Annotated in this window: 23 protein-coding genes; 3 read left to right on the top strand and 20 right to left on the bottom strand. The window is 40.8% G+C overall.

Annotation, left to right across the window (positions count from 1 at the left end):
- Positions 1-67 precede the first annotated feature (67 nt).
- On the top strand, positions 68-340 hold the full coding sequence (gene rpsO, locus LBC_RS03085) for a 30S ribosomal protein S15 (protein ID WP_221254645.1): 273 nt from the start codon (positions 68-70) through the stop codon (positions 338-340).
- 1,594 nt (positions 341-1,934) lie between these two features.
- Here the strand turns inward: rpsO and LBC_RS03080 are convergent.
- The 7 genes from LBC_RS03080 to LBC_RS03050 all read right to left on the bottom strand — a co-directional run bounded on the left by LBC_RS03080 (position 1,935) and on the right by LBC_RS03050 (position 10,907).
- Positions 1,935-2,786 carry a universal stress protein gene (locus LBC_RS03080; protein WP_221254644.1) on the bottom strand — a complete coding sequence of 284 codons (852 nt, stop codon included), beginning with the start codon at positions 2,784-2,786 and terminating at the stop codon, positions 1,935-1,937.
- Between the two features lie 10 nt (positions 2,787-2,796).
- Positions 2,797-4,980 (bottom strand): polyribonucleotide nucleotidyltransferase, encoded by a 2,184-nt coding sequence (locus tag LBC_RS03075; RefSeq protein ID WP_221254643.1) that lies wholly within the window; start codon positions 4,978-4,980, stop codon positions 2,797-2,799.
- A 10-nt stretch (positions 4,981-4,990) separates the two neighbouring features.
- Positions 4,991-7,138 (bottom strand): LPS-assembly protein LptD, encoded by a 2,148-nt coding sequence (locus LBC_RS03070; protein ID WP_221254642.1) that lies wholly within the window; start codon positions 7,136-7,138, stop codon positions 4,991-4,993.
- On the bottom strand, positions 7,128-7,574 hold the full coding sequence (locus tag LBC_RS03065) for an RDD family protein (protein WP_221254641.1): 447 nt from the start codon (positions 7,572-7,574) through the stop codon (positions 7,128-7,130). The genes LBC_RS03070 and LBC_RS03065 overlap by 11 nt, the downstream gene beginning before the upstream one ends.
- Complete coding sequence (purD, locus tag LBC_RS03060; RefSeq protein ID WP_221254640.1) at positions 7,574-8,827, bottom strand: phosphoribosylamine--glycine ligase; 1,254 nt, start codon at positions 8,825-8,827, stop codon at positions 7,574-7,576. Before purD ends, LBC_RS03065 begins: the two co-directional genes overlap by 1 nt.
- A 251-nt stretch (positions 8,828-9,078) precedes the next feature.
- The gene (locus LBC_RS03055) at positions 9,079-9,750 is read right to left on the bottom strand and encodes a uroporphyrinogen-III synthase (protein WP_221254639.1); all 672 of its coding nucleotides are present in this window, start codon (positions 9,748-9,750) and stop codon (positions 9,079-9,081) included.
- On the bottom strand, positions 9,747-10,907 hold the full coding sequence (locus LBC_RS03050) for a Bcr/CflA family efflux MFS transporter (RefSeq protein ID WP_221254638.1): 1,161 nt from the start codon (positions 10,905-10,907) through the stop codon (positions 9,747-9,749). The genes LBC_RS03055 and LBC_RS03050 overlap by 4 nt, the downstream gene beginning before the upstream one ends.
- A gap of 97 nt (positions 10,908-11,004) precedes the next feature.
- Between LBC_RS03050 and LBC_RS03045 the strand changes: the two genes are divergently transcribed.
- Positions 11,005-11,358, top strand: coding sequence for a nitrous oxide-stimulated promoter family protein (locus LBC_RS03045; RefSeq protein WP_221254637.1), 354 nt, complete (start codon positions 11,005-11,007; stop codon positions 11,356-11,358).
- A gap of 69 nt (positions 11,359-11,427) precedes the next feature.
- Here the strand turns inward: LBC_RS03045 and glyS are convergent, their stop codons facing one another.
- From glyS to LBC_RS02985, 13 genes are all read right to left on the bottom strand, one after another.
- Entirely contained in the window at positions 11,428-13,449 is a 2,022-nt protein-coding gene (gene glyS / locus LBC_RS03040; protein WP_221254636.1) for a glycine--tRNA ligase subunit beta, read from the bottom strand.
- The gene (locus LBC_RS09000; protein WP_260173431.1) at positions 13,446-13,571 is read right to left on the bottom strand and encodes a hypothetical protein; all 126 of its coding nucleotides are present in this window, start codon (positions 13,569-13,571) and stop codon (positions 13,446-13,448) included. The genes glyS and LBC_RS09000 overlap by 4 nt, the downstream gene beginning before the upstream one ends.
- Positions 13,568-14,398 (bottom strand): endonuclease/exonuclease/phosphatase family protein, encoded by an 831-nt coding sequence (locus LBC_RS03035; RefSeq protein ID WP_221254635.1) that lies wholly within the window; start codon positions 14,396-14,398, stop codon positions 13,568-13,570. Before LBC_RS03035 ends, LBC_RS09000 begins: the two co-directional genes overlap by 4 nt.
- 12 nt (positions 14,399-14,410) lie before the next feature.
- On the bottom strand, positions 14,411-14,887 hold the full coding sequence (locus LBC_RS03030; RefSeq protein WP_221254634.1) for a tRNA (cytidine(34)-2'-O)-methyltransferase: 477 nt from the start codon (positions 14,885-14,887) through the stop codon (positions 14,411-14,413).
- Positions 14,888-14,956: 69 nt separating this feature from the next.
- A complete protein-coding gene (locus LBC_RS03025) occupies positions 14,957-16,045 on the bottom strand; it encodes a CCA tRNA nucleotidyltransferase (RefSeq protein ID WP_260173430.1) in 1,089 nt (362 codons plus the stop codon).
- Positions 16,026-16,571 carry a CiaD-like domain-containing protein gene (locus tag LBC_RS03020; protein WP_221254633.1) on the bottom strand — a complete coding sequence of 182 codons (546 nt, stop codon included), beginning with the start codon at positions 16,569-16,571 and terminating at the stop codon, positions 16,026-16,028. Before LBC_RS03020 ends, LBC_RS03025 begins: the two co-directional genes overlap by 20 nt.
- Entirely contained in the window at positions 16,568-16,813 is a 246-nt protein-coding gene (locus LBC_RS03015) for a hypothetical protein (protein ID WP_221254632.1), read from the bottom strand. The genes LBC_RS03020 and LBC_RS03015 overlap by 4 nt, the downstream gene beginning before the upstream one ends.
- A complete protein-coding gene (gene leuB, locus LBC_RS03010; RefSeq protein WP_221254631.1) occupies positions 16,810-17,880 on the bottom strand; it encodes a 3-isopropylmalate dehydrogenase in 1,071 nt (356 codons plus the stop codon). Before leuB ends, LBC_RS03015 begins: the two co-directional genes overlap by 4 nt.
- Positions 17,881-17,882: 2 nt before the next feature.
- Positions 17,883-18,365 (bottom strand): 3-isopropylmalate dehydratase small subunit, encoded by a 483-nt coding sequence (locus LBC_RS03005; protein ID WP_221254630.1) that lies wholly within the window; start codon positions 18,363-18,365, stop codon positions 17,883-17,885.
- A gap of 55 nt (positions 18,366-18,420) precedes the next feature.
- The gene (locus tag LBC_RS03000) at positions 18,421-18,753 is read right to left on the bottom strand and encodes a branched-chain amino acid transporter permease (protein WP_221254629.1); all 333 of its coding nucleotides are present in this window, start codon (positions 18,751-18,753) and stop codon (positions 18,421-18,423) included.
- Positions 18,750-19,475, bottom strand: coding sequence for an AzlC family ABC transporter permease (locus LBC_RS02995; protein WP_221254628.1), 726 nt, complete (start codon positions 19,473-19,475; stop codon positions 18,750-18,752). The genes LBC_RS03000 and LBC_RS02995 overlap by 4 nt, the downstream gene beginning before the upstream one ends.
- Before the next feature lie 88 nt (positions 19,476-19,563).
- A complete protein-coding gene (gene flgG / locus LBC_RS02990; protein WP_221254627.1) occupies positions 19,564-20,352 on the bottom strand; it encodes a flagellar basal-body rod protein FlgG in 789 nt (262 codons plus the stop codon).
- A gap of 18 nt (positions 20,353-20,370) precedes the next feature.
- A complete protein-coding gene (locus LBC_RS02985) occupies positions 20,371-21,165 on the bottom strand; it encodes a flagellar hook-basal body protein (RefSeq protein WP_221254626.1) in 795 nt (264 codons plus the stop codon).
- Positions 21,166-21,301: 136 nt separating this feature from the next.
- On the opposite strand from LBC_RS02985, the gene rpoD reads away from it, so the two are divergent.
- Positions 21,302-23,146 (top strand): RNA polymerase sigma factor RpoD, encoded by a 1,845-nt coding sequence (gene rpoD, locus LBC_RS02980; protein ID WP_221254625.1) that lies wholly within the window; start codon positions 21,302-21,304, stop codon positions 23,144-23,146.
- Positions 23,147-24,025 lie beyond the last annotated feature (879 nt).

The raw sequence follows: 24,025 nt of genomic DNA, 5'->3' as shown, positions 1-24,025 counted from the left end.
TATATATATTTAAGCTTATTTTCAGTATACTCCGTCTCTATTTTAATTACCAATCAGGAGGTCTATTATGGCTTTGGATACGGCGAAAAAAGCGGAGATTATCTCTAAATTTGCACGTAAAGAGGGTGATACTGGTTCACCAGAGGTTCAAATAGCTCTATTAAGCAACCGCATTAGCGATCTTACAGAGCATTTAAAAGTATTTAAAAAAGACTTTTCATCTCGTTTAGGTCTACTTAAATTAGTCGGACGCAGAAAAAGACTACTAAAATACCTAAAAAGCACAGACTACGCTAAATACTCAAAAATTATAGCTGAATTAGGCATAAGAGACAAGTAATCCAAAAGCCCGAATAGATCGGGCTTTTACACTATATAACATACTAAAATCTAAACTCCATAAAATTGATTTTATGAGCTTAAAAATCCACAAAAAGCCAAAGCAACCCTTTAAACGCCTTAAAACTAAACAATCTTTATAAATTATGCCAAATTCCATTCAACCATACTCACATTGCTAAACTATTTAAAAAAACATACTGTTATTTTAATCATGAATTTTAAGCCTAAGCGCAAACTTATGCTAGTGGTTTTTGGTGTCACTGCTACTAAAGCATGTTTTTTATCTATTTACAGAGCTAAGTAAAAACTCTCTTAGGAAAAGCCTAGTAATCTAAGGCTGTTTTTATTAGGTAGCGATATGCCAGTGCGTCCAGCTTTTCTAGAATTTGTCTATGCTGGGCAAGCTTGTACCATAAAGTAGCATAGAAAATAGAACCTTTTAAAACAAAGCTTCTTTAGTAAAATATGGTTTTTTTAAAAAACTACTACTATGCACTACCTTAAAAACTTACACTTCGTTTGTTTTCACAGAAACTGCACTTCATTTGTTTTAAATAAACTGCGGCTTAAAGAAGATCTGCTTTTGCTAACAGCAAAGGAGTGCATGAGAGCCGCACAATGGCTTATCAGGGCAATACTTGCTACGTGTTAAAGTGAAGACTAAGTTTATTTGGTAAATCATAGCTTCTTTAAAACAATCAAAGCGAAGCAAAACCAGACGTAAGCTAGTCAATTAGTAAGCCGCTCATATGTGTGACGTAGGGTTATAGTTGAAATGGCTCTGTTTTAAAAAAGCATTACTTTCTTAAAAGCTTAATTTGCCAGTACCACGTATATGAGTGGCTTAGCCATCGCTCACATTGCTTTGCAAAGCGTTAGCTTCTTTAGCAAAACGAGAAGCTTCTTTAAAACAAGACGTAGCCGCAAGTTTTAAAGAAGCTTTGCTTTCTGCTCCACTTCGCGGCTTGAACCCATTGGGTCTAAGTAAACGCAGTGAGCTGAAAATATGCTCGCTCACTCGCTTAAAGCACAGGAGCGTATGCAAGCCACAAAGTGGCTTAGCAAGGCAACTGCTTGCCCTGCGTGCATAAAGCAAAAACAAGGCATAGCCGCAGTTTCTAGGTGAAGCGAAGCGGAACTGGACGTTAGCGAAGTATATCGCAAAGCGATACGAGCCGCATAAAAGCAGTCGTCGTCCTAAGTCCTCCGGACTTAAGGGCGTTCCCCAGATTTTTGCGCTGAGTCACTGCAAAGTGCTAAAAATCGTACCAACATTGTGCAACAAGGGCGGTAATGCTTTATGCTACTGGCACAAATTATGGATACCGCTCTTGCTTTAGTGTCACTAAAAAGCAATGTTTTTTAAAACAAAGTCTTTGAAATTTATAAAGCAATAGTATTGTTTAAAAAGACGATAACAATAAATATTTTGGGATTAGTGGAATTTTAGTTGTATAAATTTAAAGCCGAGTTAAGAACTAAAGTCTTTCTAATTCCTTTTTAAATTTAAAAAGGATATTTAGGATAAATTTAAGTTAAGTAAAAAATTAAATTTATCCAAAGCAAAAACTGTTTAAATACCTAAGGACAAATCAGATAAAGACTGGAATTTCTGTATTTTTTAAGAAAAACTTAGCTGTCCCTCCCAAAAACATCTCTCTTAAGCCGTTTTCTCCCTGTTTGCCAGCTATAACTAGGTCAAACTCACCCTCTCTAGCGGTCTTTAGCAAAGCCTCGCCAGGTATAGCCGTAGTGTCTATAATCTCAAAACTAGCCTCTATGCCGTGGATTGCAAAATACTCCTCAAGGCGAGCCAAATTTATGCTAGCATCATCGCCTAGACTCGCCTTTGAGGTTATGCAGTGTACTCTACTAGCCTGTTCTAAAAGTGGCACAGAGGCCGTAAGTGCCGCGCTGCTTGCAGTCGTACCAGTCCAGCTAACCAAAATACTATCCGCCTTAAAGTCCTTTAAATTTCTAGGAATAACAATGGCTGATTTGCCGCTTTTCATAGTAGCAGCTTCAAAAGTACCAGTAATCTTGCCATCAAATGGCACAGCCGCTACTACTAAATCGCAAAATCGGCTCTCTGCCTCGACTAGACGGCTACGATTGCCAGAACGCAAGACAAAATTTGCACTTGCGATATTATCAATAGGACTATCAGACACCACCACGCCAAGCTCGCTAGCTGCACGCTCAAAAAGTCCCCTAATTCGAGAATGCTCTCTATCAAGCTCCTCATTTGCGGAGCGCAAAAACTGCTCATAAAGTACGCTTCCTCGCATGGTGCTTTTCATATTATAAGCCTCACCTGGGTCAAGATAGCAACAAAGCACCTCCATATGTGCGCAAAAATGCCTAGCAACGCTCAGTGCGCCATAAAATCTCTCATAATAATCCTCGCCAGCACCGATAGGGAAAAATAGCTTTTTGCTTCTCACAACGCATCCTTTACGCTAAATTTAAAGATATTTTATTGCCTTTTTGTTCTGCTACTACTACACGCACCTTATCGCCTACCGCTAGTGGAGAGCGGATCTTTGAAATGTGAAGCAAACCATCTACGCCAGCAGCTATCTCGATAAATGCGCCAAAGTCAACGACGCTTTTTACAGTACCATCTATCTCATCTCCGACGTTAAAAATAGGCTTTGGCGCTCTTTCTCTTTTATCGTTAAATCTTTTTGCTCCCCTGTCGCCTCCCTTTGAGGTTAGCTCTATGATGTAGCTTTTTGCTCCGTCAACGCCTTTTCTGTCATCGCCAGAAATCTTTACCTCGCCCTTTTCACGGTCAAGATCCACGCTTACACCAAAGCGTTCGATTATCTCTTTTATCGTCTTTCCAGCCTGTCCGATGATGTCAACTATCTTACTTGGATCCACACTAAAAAGCTCGAGCTTTGGAAGGACGTCTTCATTCACAGCTATCTCACTATCCGCAATTTGCATTAAATTTAATATATGCTCGCGCCCTTTTCTAGCCTGTTCAAGCGCCTCTTTTAGCACTTCTAGGCTAATTCCACCCAGCTTTATATCCATCTGAAGCGCAGTTATACCTCCACGAGGTCCAGCGACTTTAAAATCCATATCTCCATCGTGATCCTCTAGCCCCATTATGTCTGTTAGTACAGCGTGCTTATCGCCCTCAAATACTAGCCCCATAGCCACGCCAGCCACAAGCTCTAAAGTCTCCACCCCAGCTGCACGAAGTGCCAAAGCACCACCACAAACGCTAGCCATAGAGCTTGAGCCATTACTCTCCAGTATCTCGCTAACTAACCTTATGGTGTAAGGATTGCTCTCATCTATACTAGGCGCAAGCGCTCTTTTTGCTAGATTTCCATGCCCTAGCTCGCGTCTACCCGGAGCTTTTAGCGGACTTGCCTCACCCACACTAAAGCCTGGGAAGTTGTAATTAAACATAAATCTTTCAACAATGGCTGATTTGCTTGTAAGACTATCGCTTAGCTGGGCGTCGCCGTCAGTGCCTAGCGTAGCTACGACTAGGGCTTGCGTCTGGCCTCTAGTAAAAAGGCAGCTGCCGTGGGCATTTGGTAATAAATTTGTCTCTATCGAGATAGGACGAACCTCATCAAGCGCCCTGCCATCAGCCCTGCGCCCTTCATTTATTATCTGCGCTCTTACTATCTCTTTTTTTACTTTTGAGAGTACCTTGGATATCTCCTCCTCACTCCACTCCTCATTTATCGCACTCTCATCGCTTGCCACTTTTTTGGCTATGGCGTTAAGCTCGCTTGCGCGCTCTGATTTTGCCATTTGATTTATTGCGTCTTTTATCTCACTTAGATAAAACTCCCTTAAATACGAGGCTATACGCTCATTTTCTACCTCAGACTTTAGCTCAAAATTTGCAGATGGTTTTTTATGTGGCGCAAAGGCCTCCTCATAAGCCCTAGAACCTCGCAGTATCGCTTCTGAGGCAAATTTAATAGCCTCTACGACCTCATCCTCGCAAAGCTCATTCATACTCTGAGGCGAGCAAAACATAGCATCAGCTATTATAGGATCTATCGCCACAATGGCTGAAGTATTGTCCTTTTTACTAGCAATAGCCCTCATCTCAATCATCAAAAGCTCATCCTTTACCCCAGCCACGTAAAGGTCTAATGTGCTTTCCTCAAGCTCGCTATTAGTAGGATTTAGCACCCACTTATCCTCTATCCTACCCACGCGCACGCCACAAACTGGGGCTTTTATAGGTATGTCGCTTAGATAAAGTGCAGCACTTGCAGCATTTAGGGAAACAACCTGTAAATCAACTTCAGGATCGGCTGAAAGCACCATGACAACAATCTGCGTAGGATAAGCATACCCCTTTGGAAAAAGCGGACGTAAACTACGGTCTATAATACGCGAAGTAAGCGTCTCAAACTCCCCTGGCTTGGTCTCTCGCTTGACATATCCGCCTGGAATTTTACCTGCTGCATACGCCTTTTCAAGATATTGTACCGTAAGTGGTAAAAAGTCCTCCTCCACAGGCTTATCCTCTCTAGCCACTGTGGCTAGGACTACTGTATTTTTTACTCGCAAAAGCACCGCACCAGCTGCTTGCTTTGCTACTTTATTTAAATCATAAATTTCAACTTGATTATTTACTTCTATACTATATTGCACTTTTTCTCCTTTAATTGGCGGTGCTGTTTTTATCTGAACTTACAGAATATGAGTAGTGTATCCCACCCATAGGGTAAAACGCCACACTGAAAAATACGCCCTGCTTGCGGCTTGCACGCACGCCCTCGCTTGTAGTTGTCGGCTCTATGTCTGATCTGTATGCTAAAGAGTAATTCCAACACTTGCGGCTGTGCGCTATGCCAACGCGCCACATTTTGGTAAAGTCTCTTTCGTTATCGTATTGAATGCCGGCATTTAAGCTATATTGATGTGGTAAATTTATGCTAGCCGCTGCATTTAGGTAGCTCTCTTTGGCTTGGGAGCTATTTTTATTTGTAATGCTTGTGCGACGCATAGTGTGCCAAAAGTCAATACTTCCCATCTCAGCACTTGCAGATATGCCTGTTTGCATTGAGTTTAGCCTATGTTCTATCTGGGAATATTCAAATTTATTATACAGCGTAAGCCAGCTAAATGGATAAAAATGCAAAGAGTGCTTTAGACTTGAGTATTTGCCGTCTTTTCTTAAATATCCCTGAGATACGCTATGTCTTAAGAATTTTCTCCCACTTGAGCTGTAAAAATACTGCGTGGCAAATAAGCTTGCCTCCTCACGCTTTTTCTCCTGAGATAGGAAGTTCTCATACTCCCTTCCATTTTCATCATAGATAAACTCACTATTATCTCCACCCTTATACTCGCCTGGCAGGATATATTCAAAGCCTAAATTTAAAGTATGAAAAAAGCTCTCATATCGCCTAGCCAAATCGGTATGAAGCACAAATCTATGATAGTTTTCAAAGCTTTGGGCATGCCTATCTTTGCTGTTGTCGTCCTTGCTGGTGCGCTTATCTCCATAATTTATCTGACTTGCATAGATATTTTCATAAAGCGAAAGCGTAAAAGCCTCATTTAATAGCGGCAAATGCAAGCTTATAGGGGCATTAAACTCATACTGAGTAGCCGTAACGCCCACCTCTCTTTCATATCTATGAGCGCTTAAATCAACTGAATATAGGAGATTTCTAAGCAAAAACGAGTCTGTAAATTTATGATACTGTAAGCTAGGTAGCTCTTGAAGGGTGTCTTTATTTTGCACACCGTAGCCTATTTTTTGCGTATCTATGTAATATTTTGCATAAATTCCAGCATAGTGCTTTGAGTTTGACATAAAATAATTTAGCCTAGACTCCACCAAAGAATCATAATCATCGCCTCTATTTTTTAAATTCAAATACTCTATATCGTTTAAAAATGTCGCATTTATCCACAAGCCCTCTTGTGCCTTTGGGCTTAGCAGATGAGCGATTAATCTATCACGTGAGTACTCTACTCCAAAGCCTTTGTGAGTACGGTATTTTGAGTTTACATTGTCTGTGTTTTTAAAATTTTTCCTATCGCGAAAGGCTCCAGCACTTATCTCACCACTTGAATAAGGCGAGTCAACAAACCTAAAAGTAGTATAAAGCCCCTGCCCTCGCTTAGTCCTAATTTGCGGATCAAACTGCCAATCCCAATTATCAGATGGAGCAAAATACACAGGCTGCCTGTAGTAAAACCCCTCACTTCTACTATAACCAAAATCAGGATATAAAAGCCCTGTACGCCGCTTTGTATTGGTGTTAAACGCAAAATAAGGAAGCCAAAATACAGGTACTTCGCCTATTTTAAAAACTGGATTATAAAGGTGCAAGAAGTCATCTTTTAGCTCTGCGCTACTGGCATTTATGGACCAGTCTGGATCTGCTACATTGCAGCTTGAGACGGTAACTTTTTTGGTGTAGTAAATTTTATTTTCAGAGTATGCCTCATCAGAGCGCAACCAAACCTCATTTTGCTTATTTACTCCAAAAATACGCTTAAAGCTAACATCATGGGTGTTTAAGTTTATCCTAGCATAATTAGACCTAGAAGCGTCAGTATTTGAACGCATCATATTTACATTACCAAAAAGCTCGACTATGCCGTTTTTTTGGTCATACTTAGCCATATCAGCACTAATAAGATAAGTAGGGGAAAACAGTAAAACCTGCTCTTTAGCCTCTATTATATCGCCATTTTTTACGACATTTTTTGCCATTATCTCCGCCGTTTCTGCGGATAAAGTACTAGCAATTGCCACACAAGCGCAAGCAGATAATATTTTCCTACCCAACATCAATTACCACCGTCTTAGCCACCAAATCCTCCCAAGCCTGCCTAGCAGGGCTATTAAACACCCACAAAAATCCAAGATAAAAGCACATCTCGCTAATCGCCCTAATGCACGCCCTTAAAAAGCTAGCAACAAGAGTTGGTTTATAAAGTCCATTTGCATCAATAACCTCTATTTTAACCGCCATTTTACCAAGACTCGCACCAAAGTACCAAGTAAAAAATGTCTGATAAATCACGCGTAGCAGTATCGCCTGCGAGACTAAATTTGTAAGTAGCGCATTAATATCCAAAAAGTCTCTAGCTACCGAAAATGCGTCATAATATATAATATAAAAAAGCACGCTTATAATAAACTCATCTATTATAAATGCAAAGGCACGCTTTTTAACCGACGCTACCTTTAGCCCCTCAAACTCAAGTCTATCTGCTAAATTCATCAAAGCACCTGATACGCTATATCTTTGCGATATTTTGCGCCTTTAAATTTGACATCACCAGCAAGCAAATAAGCATTATTTGCGGCCTCTTGTATACTAGGCGCAACACCTACACAAACGCAAACTCGCCCGCCAGTTGCCATTAAAGCGCTCTTGTCATCACTCACTCTAGCATAATCTATATACGCTCCCTCGCGCTCAGCTGGCTCTGTTATTTTAGCTGGCTCACTAGCGCCATATGGATAGTTTTGGCTAGCTATAACTACACCAACGGCATAGGCTTTTTTTATTTTAAACTCAACAAGCTCGCCTCTTGCAGCGGCTGCTAGCCCATCGGCTAACTCGCCGTCAATTAAAGGCATAAGAACCTCACACTCTGGATCACCAAAGCGGACGTTAAATTCAAGCACGATTGGCTCATTATCCACCACCATAATCCCAGCAAAAAGCACCCCGCAAAACTCGCAGTCTAGCTCTTTCATAGCCTTAAGCGTAGGTGCGATTACGTCTTTTTCTATCTTTTTTATAAGCTCTGTGCTAGCTAGCGGAGTTGGCGCATAAGCCCCCATTCCACCAGTATTTGGCCCCTCGTCCCCATCAAGAAGTCTTTTGTGATCTTGCGCTACTGGCAAGCTAGAAAATCGCTCGCCATCGCAAATAGCAAAAAAGCTAAGCTCAAATCCGTCTAAATACTCCTCAATCACGACCCTGCTACCAGCTACGCCAAAGCTATTTTCACTTAGCATTTGACGTACAGCATTTTTGGCTTCGTCTGCGCTTTTGGCGATTATTACGCCTTTTCCAGCACAAAGTCCGTCAGCTTTTACAACTACATTTCGATTTTTTGCAGCTTGCTCATCGATAAATTTATCCGCCTGAGCGATGTCGTTTGTGCTTATATGCTTAGCCGTGCGTACCCCAGCGCGAGTTAGCACATCCTTCATAAAAACCTTACTCGCCTCAAGTCTAGCCGCAGCTTTACTAGGCCCAAAAATCTCTAAGCCATAAGATTTAAATATATCCACAACTCCAGCGCTTAGCGGTTCCTCGCCACCGACTATAGTAAGCTCTATGGCATTATCTTTAGCCCATAGGGCAAGCTCATTAAGATTATTAAATTTGATATTTTTTCCTAGACGTGTAGTTGCGCCATTTCCAGGAGCAAAAAATAAATTATGTTTTGCGGTATCAGCAAGCAGTCTAAGCCCTAGCGCATACTCCCTGCCACCATTTCCGATTATTAAAATTTTCATTATTTCTCCAAAGTAGATACCCAAGCGACCGTTGCGTAGTAAGAATCGGCCCGAAAAAGCCAATCTTGCGATTAGGCACAGCCATTAGGTCGCAGCCTCTCCTTGCGCTAGCAAGTCAAGCAAGGTCGCGTCTCACAAGCCTCGCACATCATCGCCTATACTCATATGTTGGACCCTCAAAAAGACGCTCTCGAATCACTCAGGCAAACTAATTATAAACAAAATTAGCTTAAAATCTAGCTAAAGGGCTATTATTTAAGCCTCTCTTTAGATGAAGCAAGTTTATTTTCGATGGCTTTGGCTAAATTTACGCACTCTTTTAAGCTTGGATTTTGTGGCATTTGAAAGCTCACACCACGCTCACTCATGGCTAAAGCCGTGCTTTTACCTATGGCAATACCCACGTAATCATCGCTAAAGCCAAATTTATTAAAAAAGGCTTTAAAATTTAAAGCAGACGCAAAAATTATAATGCTCTTTGGCTCTGGTGAGGCTAGAATATGGCTTTTAACAGGCTCATTTTTATAGCAGATTAGCTCAGATACCTCGATGCCTTTATTTTTTAAACTTAAAGCTAGATTAAACGCCACATCCTCGCCCCTAAGATAAAGCACGCGCTTTTGCTTTATCTTAGGCTCCAACAATTGCGAAAACTCGCGCGCATCGCTAGCTGAAAAATCATAAACCTCACTAAATCCAAAATCAAACGCAGCCTTTGCGCTTGCTTTTGATATGGCAAAAACTGGCACATTCGCTGGCAAAATGGCATTAAATTTAAGCGCATTTATGCTGTTTTTTGAGCTTATTATAATGGCTTCAAACGCATCTAAATTCACATAAAAGCTAAAAAATTTTATCTCTAAAAGGCTAATTTGCTTTATATTTTCATCTTTAAAAATAGTATTTGAGACTAGATATATCATCGCAAAAGCCCCCTAAAATAGGCAAAACCAACCCCAAAAAAGCAAAGCGCAGAGCATAATAAAAAAGAGACCGCGGCTCCGTTAAAAATTTCAACCCTACCTATGCTAGCAGAGACTATCCCGCCCATGCTAAATCCGGCAAAACCAAGCAAAGCTGAGGCTGAGCCAGCGTAGCTTTTAGCCAGTGAAATAGCGTAAAACGATGTCGTTGGTAAAATAAAGCCAGCACTAAAAAGTACGGCAAAAAACAAAGTCATAAGAAAAATGGCGTCAAATTTAAAAATCAAACTAATAGCCAAAAAAACACCAGCAAAAATAAGCAAAAAAGCACCAAATATCATAGCCTGCCTAGCGCTTAGTCTAGAGGCTAAACTAGCAGCTATTCCAAAGCCAGCACCATTTGCCGCAAAGGCAAAGGCAAACTGGCTCTGACTAAAGCCATAAGTATCCTCAAGGATAAAAGCCGAGGCTGAAATATAGGTAAATATAGCATCCAAAGCCCCAGCTGAGATAGCGACAAACACTAAAAAATCTCGCATACAAATAAGCTTTAAATACACGCCATAGCTTTGCAAGACACCACCTTTTAGCCTGCGTCCTTTTGGCAGGCTCTCGTGGAATTTAAAACTAGCTATAAAAAGCAAAACACCTATCACACTAAGCACGGTAAACTCGCCCCTCCAGCTAGCAAAAGTGAGGATAAAAGAGCCTATTATAGGCGAAAAAATTGGCGCAAGGGAGTTAATCACTACAAGAAGTGAGAAAAATCTCCTCATCTCCTCCCCCTCATATAAATCACCTACTATCGCCCTAGCTATGACGATGCTTCCAGCGCTTGCTAGCCCCTCAATCGCACGCATAGCGATAAAAATCTCAATACTTGGGGTAAAAAATATAATAATCGTACTAATTGTATAAAGCATGAGTGAGATTAAAAGTGGAATTTTGCGCCCAAATTTATCACTTAATGGTCCAGCTATAAGCTGCCCAAACGCAAGTCCAGCCATAGTCGTACTAAGCGTAAGCTGGGCGTAGGATGTAGAGGTACTAAAATATTTTTGAATAAGTGGCAAAGCAGGCAGATAAAGATCTAGCACAAATGGTCCAAATGCACTAAGAGCGCCTAAAAATGGGAGTAAAAATAGCTTTTTGTTCATGTTTGCCTTTTTTGGCTAATTGTATCAAAAGCTGACTTAAATCAAGGATTTTGTCCAGATTGCTTGGGTAAAATTATTAAAAATATTAGGAGTAGCCGTGGATAGCGATAAATTCAGACAAGAAGCGCAGACTTTGGTTAAATTTATACAAATTTATTGTGATGAAAAGCATAATGATAAAAAGCTAGAAAAAAGCTTAGACATAAGCTACAAAGATATAAACTTAACACTATGTACAAGGCTTTGTAGCGAGTGTGATGACACTCTTAAATACGCGCTAAAAAGACTACAAAACTGCCCGCATGAGCCAAAACCAAAATGCAGAAAATGCAAAAATCCCTGCTATGAAAAAAGCCGCTATAAGCACATGGCAAAAATTATGGTATATAGCGGAGTTAGGCTTGGGCTTTCAAAGCTAAAAAAGGCAGCTGGTGGGATTTTTAAAAAGTAATAAATTTTAAGCTTTGGATAAATTTAGGCTTTAAATTTATCCAAAAAGCCTATTTTGGCATTATCTGCGTTAAATGCTAATCTCTTTTATATCAGCGATACTTAAAAATGCATTATAAATTTGTCCGATATTTGCGATACGATTTGCGCGCACACGCTCATCATCAACATTTATCATCACATCATCAAAAAACTTATCAATCGCTGGCTTTAGCGCAAAAAGAGCCTCAAGTCGCTCCCTTAAAGGGGCGCTTTTATCAAGGGCGTTAAAGGCATTATTAAGCTCTCTTTCAGCCTCAAGCTCAAACAAGCTTACATCAACCTGCCCTATTTTTGCCTCTTTTAGAATATTTGCAAGACGCTTAAACGTAGAGAAGTTTTCCTTAAAACTATCATTTTGCACCACATCACTAAGCGCACTTATGCTATCAAAAAGCCTTACTACATCCCGCTCGCCGCTGGCTATGCAGGCTTTTACCACCGAGGCATTTGTATCAAAAAATGTATAAATCCGCCCTAAAATAAACTCCTCAAGAGTTTTAACATCAAGCCCATCATAGCCCTTCGCAAGCCCTGCTAAAGTCTGAGAAATATCAAACTCAATCCCCTCTTTTAAAATTATTTTTAGCACCCCATTTGCCGCACGGCGCAGAGCATATGGATCCTTCGTGCCACTTGGTACTCTACCTAGGCTAAATAGCGAAAATAGACTATCAAGCTTATTGCTAAGTGCAATAATGGAGCTAAAAAGAGTACTAGGCATCGAACTATCCTCGCCATTTGGAAGATATTGCTCGCTAATAGCTAAAGCCACCTCCGCACGCTCATTTGCCGCTTTAGCATAATATCCGCCCATAATGCCCTGAAGCTCAGTAAATTCATACACCATGCCGCTTATTAAATCAGCCTTTGCAAGCCCTGCAGCGCGCCTTAGAAGCTCTATTGCATCACTGCCAACCTCACGCTCAAGCCTACTCTTATAAAGCTCACCCAAAGCCACCGCAAGCTTAGCTTCTCGCAGCTGCTTATCATACATGCTGCCTAACTCTTTTAGATACGTTACGTTTTTTAACCCCTCTGGATTTAGCCCATTCTCCAAATCTTGACGCCAGAAAAATGCCGCATCACTTAGCCTAGCTCTTAGGACTTTTTCATTACCTAGGACTATAGTCTCGTCATCAGATTTTGGCATGTTGCTTACTACTACAAATTTATTTGTAAGTTTATCGCCGTTAAACACTGCAAAATATCGCTGATTTTCCTTCATAGAGGTTATTATGACTTCGCTTGGAATTTCTAAAAACTCCTCCTCAAAACTGCCCAAAAGCGCATTTGGAAGCTCTGTAATAGCCACCACCTCATCAAGTAACCCCTCATCGATTTGCACGCTAATCTCAGCACTCTCAAGCGCCTTTATCTGCTCTAGCACCATGGCTTTGCGCCTAGATTGATCTAGCACTATGCCCATTTTTTGAGTTAGCTCAAAGTACTCACTAGCCGAACCAAAAGGCACTAAATCATAACCATAATATCTATGCGGATAAAATGCCGCCTTTGAGTTTACTCCGTAGCAGCTAAAATCCACGTTTTTGCCGCCAAAAAGGCATACAATAGAGCGTATAGGGCGGATAAACTCAAACTCTCCACTCCCCCAGCGCATAGATTTTCCAAAGCTTAAAGAAGACAAAAAGTGCGAAATCACGCTACAAAAAAGCTCCTCACTAGGCTTACCAACCACAACTTTTTCGTTATAAAGCACGTTTTTGCCGTCTATTTCTTTAAATTTTAACTCATCAACACTTAGCCCATTTTTTTTCGCAAATCCAATAGCCGCATTTGTATACTCTCCGTCTTTTACAGCCACGTGATAAGGCGCCCCGATAGCGACTTCTAGGCTATCTTTTGCCTTTTGGCTAAAGGCTTTATGAAAAAAAACAAGCCTCCTTGGCGTGTAGTAAAAGCTAGCTTCATCAGCCTCTAAGGAGTGCGCATCTAGTGCGTCTTGCCACTTTTTTGGGATATTTGCAAGTTCCTTTAAAAAGGGTATCGCAGGCAGCTCCTCTACGCCTATTTCAACCAAAAGTTCTTTCATTTTTTATCCTTTATTTTTCGTCTAAGTTCATCTTTTTTTAATATTTGTCTTGTCATTCCAGTTAGCATAAAGCACAAAAATAGCACAAACAAAACCAGCATAATAGCGTCAAATGCACTCATTTTCCAACCTTTATTACAGCTACTATAGGTAGATGATCTGAATAATCCTTTGCTCCAACAACCTGTTTTTTAAATACATAAAAATCCTCAAACCAAACCCCAGAGTTTTTCTTAAAAAACTCATCTGAAAGCAGTATGTGATCTATCGCTCTATAGCTAGCACCAGCTACATGAGAGTAGCGCTCTTTTGGGTCTTTTATATACTTCCAAAGATCCGTGTAGCCTTTATAATCTATTAAATTTTTAAGCACAAATTTTGAGCCATAAGGGCTATTAAAATCACCCAAAATTATGGCATTTTGTGCGCCTCTTACAGCTAGGCTCATGGTCTTTTTTGCCTCGATTGACGCTTGCTTTCCTTTGCCGTGATTATAGGCTGGAAAGTGTGCGTTAAAGACGCTAAAGCTTACGTTATCCACAAAAAATATGGTCTGTAAAATATTTCTAGTTTTAAAGCGTGGGACGCTAAATTCTTTTACCCCAACATATGGCACGCGCGATAAAATGCCTATGCCAACTGGCGCCCTCTCAGTCGAGCTAAAATAATAATACTCATAGCCAGCTTTTTTAGCCAAAAGAGCTAAAACTTGAGCATTTTCTATCTCTTGAAGTCCGATTATATCGGCATCTAACTCACGAAGCACGGACACTATTTTAGCCAGCTTTATCTCATAAAGGCTCGCGTTCCATTTTGGATAACGAAAGTCTTTATACTCACTTCCCTGTTCTCGTCCGTCAAATAAATTTTCTACATTAAAACTAGCTATTTTAAGCTGCGCACCAAACATGCACGCAACCAAAAAAAGCCACGCAAAAACCGCTCTCAAACCAACTCCTACTTACATATAAATTTCTGGATTTTCGCCCATATTTTGACGCAAAGCCTCATATGAAATAATCCCAGCAGCCATCGCCTGATTTAGGCTACGCCCCTCTTTTGTCATTGGGATTTTTACCATATTTTGAGGATTTAGACTCATCAAAGATAGCGGAAGCCCAGTACTTTCAGCGCCAAAAAATATAAAATCATTTGGTTTAAATTTAACATTAAAATAATATTCGCTCGCCTTTGTGCTAGCAAAGAAAAATCTATCCTTTACTTGATTATTTTTTGCTAAAAACTCCTCCAAATTCTCCCAAATTATCGGATTTAACTTATGCCAGTAATCAAGTCCAGCCCGCCTGACCGCCTTTTGGCTTAGGTCAAACACAGTCGGCTTAATAATATGTAATCTAAATCCAGCGTTAACACACATCCTGCCTATTGCGCCAGTATTTTGTGGGATTTGGGGATTTACCAAAACGATATTAAACATTCAAAAACCAAGCCCTATTTTTAAAAGATATTTGGATATTTTAGCGGATTTGGGCTTAAATTTAAAAGGCTAAACTTTTAAATAAGCCTTGATAAACTCATTTTCTTGCCGAAAAACCTCTTTTGCTATCTCATCTGATTTTAGGCTGTTAAATTTAGAATTATCAACGCAAAAATCTAGCTTTTTTTCAAAAATATTAAGCTCTAAAGCACGCTTTTTACGCTCTGCATAGCAGCCTAGCCACTGCTTTAAAGGGCGTCTTAAAGCTATCCTAACAAGCTCAAAATCACTAGGAGTATCGCTAAAATAAGGCTCATTTTTAAGCCTAGAAAACCTGCGTAAAAGTCCTAGTCTCCTAGCTAAATCATAAGCACTAACTCCAAAAAACCCACCCAAAAGATACAAAAATAAGGTCTCATCTTTTATATCATTATTAGCTGTTTTAAGGACATAGATAAAATCTCGAAGTCTAGCCTTGGATAAAGATATGCCAAAAAGCTCACTAAAAAGCCCAAGTATAAAAAGATAACGCACGCCGATCTCTAAATAATCGGCTCTAAAAAATTTTAAAAGCTCGGTACTTATGCGAGAGGTGCTTAAATTTGATATGCTTAATTTACACATAAGTTTTAGTGTGGATGGAGCTATTTTAAAACCAAAGCGAGAGGCAAACTGCACCCCTCGAAGCACCCTTAAACTATCTTCACTAAATTTATCTGAGTCTATGTGCCTTAAGGTTTTGTCCTGCAAATCCTTCATACCGCCCCAAAAATCAAGAAGCTCTCCGCTAAAAATATCTATCATCATAGCATTTACACTAAAATCTCGCCTAAGGCTCGCAAAACGCGGATCGTCCTCATATTTGACTGCAAAATCACGATGTCCACTACCGACACAACTCTCGCTCCTAGCAAGCCCTATATCGATGTTTTTAAATTTATAGATAAAATAGCTCTTGCCAACGCCTTCGCTACCGAGTTTTTGCATGATTTTATCAAATTTATCAGGGCTTATACCATAAACCTCAATATCATAATCATAAATATCTCGCCCCAAAAGCGCATCCCTAACGCATCCTCCGACAAAATAAACTCGCTTTGTGTATGGGCTTAGGGCGTCTTTTACGGCTAAGAGATCGCTATTTAGGGAGATTTTCAAGTCTATTCTGTACCGTAGCTAGCAAAAATTCTAAAAATTTAAGCGTAAGCTCAAGACGCTCCTCTGCCTCGCTAGCTGGAGTCTGCCCAAGCCCCTCAAAAAGCACCTCCACACGCTCTTTTAAATTCCTCAAAAAAAGATACTCTGGGCTTATCATATCGCTACGTGAAAAATCTACACTATTAGGAGTGGTTTGAGCGACTAAATCAGAATTTGGCGCAGCTACAGTATTCTTTGGTAAGGCTGTGCTAGAAAATACGCCATCATGCGCCAAAGCACCAGCAGAATGGGCAATAATAGCGCCGTCTTGCCCTATTTTGGCCTCAGGGAGACTGTAATTTGAGGCACCATAATGACTAATGGTGCTATCTAAATTCGTATTAAAAGCATGCGCATGGCTTTGAGGCTGCTCTGCCCTAGCTTTTTGGCTTTGCTGGATAAACTCATCATGGGCACCACCTATCTGGGCCAACTCTGCGCTTATCTCCTCAATCGTCTTTTTGGCTATATCATCAATCGCACTCATAGTTTCAAAAGCCACCTTTTAAATTCATTTATCTCTTCTTTGGTTTTCATATTAAAGAAAAAATCAAGCATAGTCTCATTAACACCACGAAGTTCGCGTCGCACCCCGCTTAAACGCAAGATAGCAGACATCGCATCTTTATTCTGCGGATCTGCTTTAAGGACATTTTTATAAACCTCAAGCGCATCATCACGCAGCCCTTGAGCTTCATAAATTTGTGCCTCTGTTATGGTATTTTTCACAGCGCGTCTATTTGTTGGGCAATTATTGAGCCCATTTCAGCACACGAGCATATCTCTTTAGCGTCAAAAAGTGATATATCCTTAGTGCGATACCCCTCCGCTATGATTTTACGCACCGCCGTATCTATGGCATCTGCTGCCGCACTCTCGCCTAGCGCATAGCGAAGCATCATCCCTGCACTTAGTATAGTGGCTATTGGATTTGCCACACCCTGCCCTGCTATATCTGGAGCAGAGCCGTGAATAGGCTCGTAAATACCTACCTTTCCACCCATGCTAGCACTTGGCAAAAGCCCTATGCTACCACAAATTTGGCTAGCCTCATCGCTTAGTATGTCGCCAAATAAATTCTCTGTTAATATCACGTCAAATTGCGCTGGATTTCGCACAAGCTGCATGGCTGCATTATCTACGTACATATACTCTAAACTCACGTCCTCATAATCGCTTTTTACGCTCTGAGCTACATCTCGCCAAAGCTCACTGGTTTCAAGCACGTTTGCCTTATCCACCAAACAAACGCGTTTTTGGCGCATTCTAGCTGCGTCAAATGCTATGCGCGCTATACGCTCTATCTCAGAACGAGAATAAACCATAGTATTATACGCTCTATCAGCCTCCTTAGCTCGCGGCTGCCCAAAATAAAGTCCGCCCGTAAGCTCACGCACTACTAGCATATCCACACCATCAAGCACCTCTGGCTTTAGCGTGCTTGCATTTACAAGCTCCTTAAAGACAATAGCTGGGCGTAGATTTGCAAACGCATTTAGCTCTTTACGCAACTTTAAAAGCCCACTTTCTGGGCGCAAATGACGCTCTAGGCCATCCCATTTAGCGCCACCTATAGCGCCAAATAGTACCGCATCGCTTTCAAGCGCACATTTTAGCGTCTCATCAGGTAGCGGCACACCAAAAACATCAATAGCTGCCCCACCCATTAGCTGATAGCTAAGCTCCAGCTCAAAGCCAAACTTCGCCGATACTCTATCAAGCACCTTTATGGCTTCGTCTATGATCTCAGGTCCTATGCCGTCGCCTTTTATTACACAAATTTTATATCTTTTCAAACTTATATTTCCTTTTTTGCGTATTCTATCAAGCCGCCAGCACTGATTAATTCTTGCATAAATGGCGGTATGGGATTAAATTTATACTCTTTTTGCTGGGTTAGGTTTTTAATCACGCCAGCGTCTAAGTCTATGGCTATCTCATCGCCCTCATTTATCTCTGTCGCCTGAGGCGTTTCTAGGATTAAAAGCCCTGTATTAAAGCTATTGCGGTAAAAAATGCGTGCAAAGCTTTTGGCTATGACTGCCCCAACCCCAGCAGCTTTTAGTGCTAGCGGGGCATGCTCACGGCTACTGCCACAGCCAAAGTTCTCCCCAGCTACGATTACGTCATTAGTGGATAATTTTGAGTAAAACTCAGGGTCAGCATCCTCCATTATATGCTTTGCAAGCTCGTTTTCGTCGCTAGTATTTAAATAGCGCGCGGCGATTATTATATCTGTGTCGATATTATCCCCAAATCGCCATACTTTGTGCTTATTCATCCTGCGTCCTTTTAAATTTTTGCGCTGATTGTAGCTAAAATTGTCTAAATTTAAGCTATAAAAATCTAAGCAAACACATATAAACCGCAGTAGAAAGGATAATACTAAAAAGCGCATTTTTGCTTATTAAATGCACGAGTATCGCCACCGCGACACCTGATATTTCAGGGATTGCGTAGGGATAAGCGAATAAATTTATCCCCTTTAAAGAGTAAAAAACAAGCACCACCATAATCATCTGTCCGATATACTTCTCCACCACTTCAAGGCTAGATAAAAAGCTAAAGCTAGACATGTAAAACGGCAAAGCACGAGTGGCAAAAGTAGCCCCAGCGCAGACTAAAACCGCAGAGAAAATCTCCCACTGGCTAGAGGCTAGGTTTATCACAGTTTGTCCTTAAAAAATAAAATAAAAATAAAACAAGCCATAATCGCAACAATAAGCATAAATCTATCAGGCACAAAAGCAAGCGAAAGCACCCCAGCTAAAATGCTAAAAGATAGCACCAGCTTTGAAGGGGCAGCCTTAAACATCTCAAGCGCAAGCACAATAAAAAGCGCCGTAAGACAAAACTCAATGCCGCTATAATCAACCCTTATACTACTACCTGCTACGTATCCTATGATCGTACCCACCGCCCAGTAAAGATACGTGAGTAAATTTATGAGGCTAAAAACCTTAGTGCGGGTATTAATGTCGGCGATATTTAGACTTTTAAATATAGCAAAGCTCTCATCAGTTAGTGCAAAAATATTAAAAAATTTAAATCCAAGCCCCTTATAATCCCTAAGCAAGGTCATCGCATAAAAACTATGGCGTAAATTTATAAAATAGCTTGCCACTGCTATCTCAAAAAAGCCAGCTCCTACGCTAAGCATGGATAAAAAGGCAAACTGCCCTGCCCCAGCGTAAGTAATTAAGCTAAGGCTCATGGCGATAAATAGGCTAATTCCAGTACTTTTAGCCAAAATTCCAAACGCAATGCCAAGCGGAATAAAGCCGAGCATCACAGGCACACTAAGGCTAAAAATCCTGCCAAAGCTATAATATTCGCCCTTTTGGCTCTCTTTTTCGCTATCTTGTCTGGCGCCACACGCGCTTTTGCTCATCTAGTACCCTTAGCAAAATAGACCGCATCAACCGCCCAGAAAAATAGCACTAATGCTATAAAAAACGCTATCACTAAGCCCATTTTACCTACCTTTTAAGCCCATTTACTATCTCAAGCATACTATCGCTTGTTGTAATTGCCTTTGAGTTTGCCTCGTACGCACGCTGCCCTGTGATTAGATCAGTCATCTCCTCAACTAGCTGGACGTTACTCATCTCCACAAAGCCTTGCTTAATCTGCCCAAATCCCTCAAGCCCAGCCGTGCCAATTACGACATTGCCACTAGCTGAAGTTTCTAGGTAGTTATTATCGCCCATTGAATGAAGTCCAGCTGGATTTATGAAATTTGCAAGCTCAATCTGCCCAAGCTGCGTCATCTGCTGCTGCCCAGCTTGTAACACTGAGACTGTGCCGTCTGTACCTATGGATATGGCTGTGGCGTCTGATGGGATTGTGATTTGTGGGATTAGCTGATATCCGTCTGAGTTTACTACTGTGCCGTTTGCGTCTAGTTTAAAAGCGCCGTTTCTAGTGTATGCTGTCGTACCATCAGGCAGCTGAATTTGGAAAAAGCCATTTCCAGCTATTACCATGTCTAAATTATTGCTCGTCTCCTTAAAATAGCCCTGAGTAAAAATTTTATTTATCGCTGTCGGGCGCACACCTAGACCCACCTCGATTCCTGTAGGGCTAGTGGTAGTTTGGCTAGTTGCTGTGCCTGCGTATTCCATATTTTGATACATCAAATCCGCAAACTCCGCCCTATTTTTCTTATAGCCGTAGGTGTTTACGTTTGCGATATTGTGCGAGGTTACGTCGATTTGGGTTTGTTGTGCTATCATGCCAGTAGCGGCTGTATAAATTGATCTCATCATGGCTTTAATCCTTTAAATTTATTGCTTAACTGCGCCTAGCTTTGTTATGGCGTCTTGATTTATGTCATTCATCTGCGAATTCATCACACGCTGATACATCTCTACTAGGCGGTTTGTCTCTATGAGCGCCACCATTTCAGTTACTGGATTTACATTACTCATCTGAACATACCCTTGCACTAGCAAATCTGCCTCATCGTCGCCAGCCCTTACATCAGCGCGTGCATTTGGCGAGTAGAGATTATCGCCTATTTTGTTTAAATCTCTTACATCTTGCACGCTTAGGATATTAAATTTATTCGCCACTTCGCCATCTTCATAAATATAGCCGCTCTTATCGACTGAAATTTGTGCATCCGTATCTAGTGCGATGGGCTGGTTGTTTTCACCTAGTATGCGGTAGCCTTCTTTGTTTATGATATACCCCTCAGCATCAAGGCTAAAGGCCCCATTTTTACTCAGCATTACCCCACTTTCAGTCTGCACAGCAAAAAATGCGTCATCTTGCTTAATGGCAAAATCAAGCGGATTTGAGGTGTACTTCATGCCAGCTGCGCTAAAATCCGTATAGCTTTCGCTGATAACTGGCACTCTATCAAGAGTACGGTTTAAAAACTTAGCCGCATCTTTTGTATGATTTTTTAGTGGTAGTTCGTCCTCGCTATCTTTAAAAATTCGCTCAAAATCCCCAACCACGACGTCTTTTCTTTTATAACCGTAGGTATTTACATTTGCTAGATTATTACTTATGGTATCTAGGCGGTTAAACTGCGTAACCATAGCGCCAGTTGCCTGATAATATCCGTTTTGCATACTTGTGCGTCCTTAAATTTATCATTTACAAATCAATTTATTCCAAATAAGCAAAATGCGTTCCAACTTAAAATATTATCACTGCTTAAGAAAATTTGGGTATAATATATCCCTTTTATCCCTACAAAGGAGAAATATGTCATCAAGTAAAGAGATATTTAGCCAAATAGAGGAGCTTTTTAGTGAAAATGCAAAAGGCTTTGTAACCTTTGAAAAGCTCATCAAGCTATTTGATAAAGCTCCAACAGCGACAGTCGTTAAAAAAATAGAATCTCTAGCACAGGAGCATAAAGTAAAACTCCTAAGTGCAGCCGAAGTAGCAAAGCAGCAGCACTTAGCAGACGCTAAACGCGCACGAGAAGCAGCCGCAAAAAATGTAGACGCAAACCTAGAGGATGAGTTTGATCTAGCAAATGAAAACGACTTTTTAGAGTGGTCACGCTCTGATAGCCCTGTGCGTATGTACCTGCGTGAAATGGGACAAATCGCCCTACTTAGCAAGGACGAAGAGGTCGAGATAAGCAAAAAAATCGAGCTAGGCGAGGACATCATCATAGACGCATTTTGCTCCGTGCCTTTTCTTATCGATTTTATCCTTGAATATAAAGAGCCGCTAATAAACCGCGAACGCCGAGTAAAGGAGCTTTTTAAAAGCTTTGAAGATGACGGCGATAGCGATGATGAGGAGATAGACGAGGACGAGGATAGCGATGATGAGGATAACTCGCCTAAAAAAAGTGCTAAAAACGACAAGCGCGCCGAGAAAGTCATCGAGAGCTTTAAAGCCCTAGAAAAGGCCAAAAAAGAGTGGCTAAAGACGATAAATAAACAAACAGAAATAGACGAGGGCGATACTTTATCAAATTTAACCCTAGCCTTTAAGAAAAAAATCCTAAAAGACAAGCTAATGGATCTAGGACCAACGAGCAAGCTAATAAACGAGATAGTAAAGTCTATGGAGACGGCGCTTAAGAGCGATGATGAGTTTGATAGGGAGCTTAAAAGGCTGGAGTATCGCCTACCGATGTTTAGCGACGAGCTAAAGAAAAATCACAAGGGAATTTTAAAAGATATATTAAAGCTAAGCAAAGAAGAGATCGCCGCACGTGTGCCAGAAGCGACGATGGTAAGCACCTATGTCGAGATCAAAAAGCTCTTTGCCACAAAAGAGGCGAGCAAGCAGGGCTTTGACCTAGATCCAGTTAAGCTTAAAGAAGTCTTAGAGCAGATAAAGCGTGGCAAGAAAATCAGCGACGAAGCCAAAACCAGAATGGCAAAATCAAATCTCCGCCTAGTCGTCTCAATCGCCAAACGCTACACCAACCGCGGACTGCCGTTTTTAGACCTAATCCAAGAGGGCAACATAGGGCTAATGAAGGCGGTGGATAAATTTGAATACCGCAAGGGGTATAAATTCTCCACCTACGCCACGTGGTGGATACGCCAGGCCATAAGCCGTGCCATCGCCGACCAAGCCCGCACCATACGCATACCTATACATATGATAGAGACGATAAACCGCATAAATAAAATCAACCGCAAGTACCTACAAGAAGAGGGCAAAGAGCCCGATGTGAGCGTGATCGCAAAAGAAGTAGGGCTAAGCGTGGATAAGGTCAAGCAGGTGATAAAAATCACAAAAGAGCCAATCAGCCTAGAAGCCCCGATTGGCAATGAAGACGACGGCAAATTTGGCGATTTTGTCGAAGATAAAAGCCAGCTAAGCCCTATGGAGCAAATTCTAAAGGGCGATTTAAGGGAGCAGATCGATGAAGTACTAGAACAGCTAAACGAGCGTGAAAGAGCTGTGATTTCTATGAGATTTGGCCTGCTTGATGATGAGAGCGACCGCACCCTAGAAGAGATAGGCAAGGCCCTAAACGTAACTCGCGAGCGCGTGCGTCAAATCGAAAGCTCTGCGATAAAAAAACTAAAACACCCAAAAGTAGGTAGAAAGCTGAAAAATTATATAGAGAGTTAAATTTAAAAAGCATATTTGGGCTTTGGCTTATCCCAAAGTCCTGTTTTATCCAAGACTTAAAATTTAAAAGCAAAAAATCAATAAATTTTAAACTTACATCACAGGCTAAATACACTAGGGGTTTAGAGTTTGCGCAAAATAAAAGAGTTTATGAAATTTATAATTTAGCTTTTTGTACGTTAAAATATAGTCAAACAAAGACTTAAAATTTTAAAATCATCTGAAAAAAAAAAGGGGGGGGGTGCGACCTAAAAATTAAAAGCTTTCATGAAACCACAAAAACTTTATTTTTGCTTTGTTAATATTTTAAATTTATTTTATACTAATTTTCTAAAGCAAGACTTAATACTGCAATTATCCACAAAATTTGCAAAGCATTGTAGCACCCTGCAAGTACAATTAGCCAAATGTAATTCTCGTTTCGCCTTGCTTTAATCAAAAAACTCACCGTACTTATTTCAAAAGTCGCACTTTGACTTACCTCACACCATGCTAACAATTACTGAATCAGACTCTGCCTACTGATTTTCCATTATGGTTAGAATTTACTGCATCAAACCCCTCAACTGCTCGCAAAGCTATACTGCGCTTACAAGTCTATGACAGGGGCATATAATCTTAGGTTCTTTGAGTTTGAATATCTCTTAAACGTGTCAATAATTGCTTTTTAAATTTATTTTACCAACAAATTAAATCAAAACATTTAAATAATATATAAAGTGTCTGTATGGCGGATAAAAAGGCTAACAACACCAGTTATTGAGTGCGCATCAAAGCAAAGCCAAGCATCATCCAGCATATTGTAACAAAATGTGCGGCTTACCAGATCTTTATCTTACAAATATTTTCATTACTTGCATTGTCTTTGACTTGCTTTAC

Origin of the sequence: Campylobacter sp. 19-13652, assembly GCF_019702925.1 — a bacterium.
In the GTDB taxonomy this organism is placed as follows: domain Bacteria; phylum Campylobacterota; class Campylobacteria; order Campylobacterales; family Campylobacteraceae; genus Campylobacter_A.
Note: the sequence above shows the minus strand (reverse complement) of the source record. Positions and strands in the feature narration are given on the sequence as shown.